Source organism: Paramuribaculum intestinale (assembly GCF_003024925.1).
GTDB lineage: Bacteria > Bacteroidota > Bacteroidia > Bacteroidales > Muribaculaceae > Paramuribaculum > Paramuribaculum intestinale.
Genome location: NZ_PUED01000296.1, coordinates 1 through 2,033, shown reverse-complemented (window position 1 = coordinate 2,033; position 2,033 = coordinate 1). Strand labels below are relative to the sequence as shown.

The following is a 2,033-nucleotide window of genomic DNA, read 5'->3' as shown; positions in this document are numbered from 1 at the left end:
GATTAATTATTTCTTTAATTTTGTTTTTATCGAAAAAAAGAAAAATAAAAAATCAGGGTTGTTTGTTTTTACTGTTGATTATTCTGTGCGGTGGATTAATCTCTTTTCTGAAGAGTACCTGGTCGTATTCTTACTTTAATTTAGACGCTATTCACTGGGTTTAACAGTCCCTGCTCCATTAGGGACTTTTTTTTGCAGCAATCCATCAGACGTGTTTTAACGCGATTTACTTAATGGCCTGTGTTTTGTTGCTTTCTGGTTCAGAGGCCTTTCGGGAGCGTTTTAAGCAGGTTTCCGGACAGGCGAAAGCTGCCAACAGACAGAGCTGTGGCAGAGCCAGAAATGTACTCATCCTGGATACGCATGTATTCACCATCAGCCCGGTGAATGGAGTAGCATTCTGCTGAATTTGTCTGAGTCTGAAAATCGCGTTAAAACATATCCGGGCGCGATTCTGGCGTGTCTTTGTTGCTGTGTTTTGCCTTAATTGCCAGATCGCGCTCATCTGGCATGAATTCTGTTTTCCCTTTCATGTTCCCGTCTTCCACGCCCACCAAATCATGAAAAAACACCCGTTTCAGTTACATCAGGCAGGCAATTCGTTCGTGATTCGCCTGGCTGCATAGATATGCATGAGGTTAAAATTTATCAGGCGCGATCGCGGCGGTTTTTCGGGTGGTTTGTTGCTATTTTTGCCTGTCTGCTGTCGTGATCGCGCTGAACGCATTTCAGTGGTGCGTACAATTAAGGGATTATGGTAAATCACCCTTCCAGGCGTTCAGCCCTTCTTCCGGTTTTTTTCCGTTCAGGTATTTACGGGCGAGACGAATGCGTCTTGCCTGGTAAATCGCATCGTAGGCCTGTGACTGTCCCACACCGTTACTGATTTCACTGACCAGATGGCGCAGGTCGGCCTGTGTCAGTGTGTAAACGTGTTTCTGGATGAGGTCACGGGCTGTCCGTTCTTCGTATCCGGCAACGACAAGTGCAGCCAGCAGGCGTTTGTCTGTTTTGCTCAGGCGGTGGCGACCAGATTTTATTTTGCTCACGTTATCTCCTCTCTGTTTTTTCTCCTGATGTTATCCGGTGCTGTTTTTCTGCTGCGAATCTTCCTTTCCTGATTTTTATAAGGGTGATTCAGATCACAAAAATGAAAATTCATATTATTGACAGAGAAAATAAAGCAGCGTAACTTTCATTACTGTACATAAAACTAGTGGTTATATGTACAGTATATTGTTTTAACCTGTTGTTTTTTCTTATGTGTTAAAGAGGAATTTATATGTCAGATACAATGGTAGTGAATGGTTCAGGTGGTGTTCCGGCTTTTCTCTTTTCCGGAAGTACATTAAGCAGCTACAGACCAAATTTTGAAGCTAATTCGATTACAATTGCATTACCACATTATGTGGATCTGCCTGGCCGGAGTAATTTTAAACTGATGTACATTATGGGGTTTCCGATTGATACGGAGATGGAGAAAGACAGTGAATATTCAAATAAGATCCGCCAGGAAAGTAAAATTTCAAAAACTGAAGGGACCGTGTCTTACGAACAGAAAATAACTGTTGAAACAGGTCAGGAAAAAGACGGTGTGAAAGTCTACCGTGTCATGGTTCTTGAGGGAACGATTGCCGAATCTATTGAACATCTCGATAAGAAAGAAAACGAAGACATTCTGAATAATAACCGAAATCGCATCGTCCTGGCGGACAACACTGTCATTAACTTTGACAATATTAGTCAACTGAAGGAATTTTTACGTCGTTCGGTAAATATTGTTGACCACGATATTTTCTCCAGTAATGGTTTTGAAGGGTTTAATCCGACAAGTCATTTTCCGTCCAATCCGGGGGATCGGTATTTTAATAATACAGGTGTTACATTTGGCTCTGGTGTTGACCTTGGTCAGCGAAGTAAACAGGACTTGTTGAATGATGGCGTGCCTCAGAGTATTGCAGATAAACTTGACGGATATTATATGCTTCGTGGACAGAGTGCATATGATAAAGTAAAATCAAATCCGCTGACAC

The 2,033-nt window shown here is 42.1% G+C and carries 2 protein-coding genes; one reads left to right on the top strand and one right to left on the bottom strand.

The genetic code is table 11. The features are described 5' to 3' along the window. Window positions 1–752 precede the first annotated feature (752 nt). Window positions 753–1,049 carry a hypothetical protein gene (locus C5O24_RS12925; RefSeq protein ID WP_097315279.1) on the bottom strand — a complete coding sequence of 99 codons (297 nt, stop codon included), beginning with the start codon at window positions 1,047–1,049 and terminating at the stop codon, window positions 753–755. Between the two features lie 233 nt (window positions 1,050–1,282). Here C5O24_RS12925 and pst point away from each other — a divergent pair. Continuing rightward, the coding region (pst, locus tag C5O24_RS12920; RefSeq protein WP_107681947.1) for a pesticin at window positions 1,283–2,033 on the top strand (751 nt) is incomplete at its 3' end.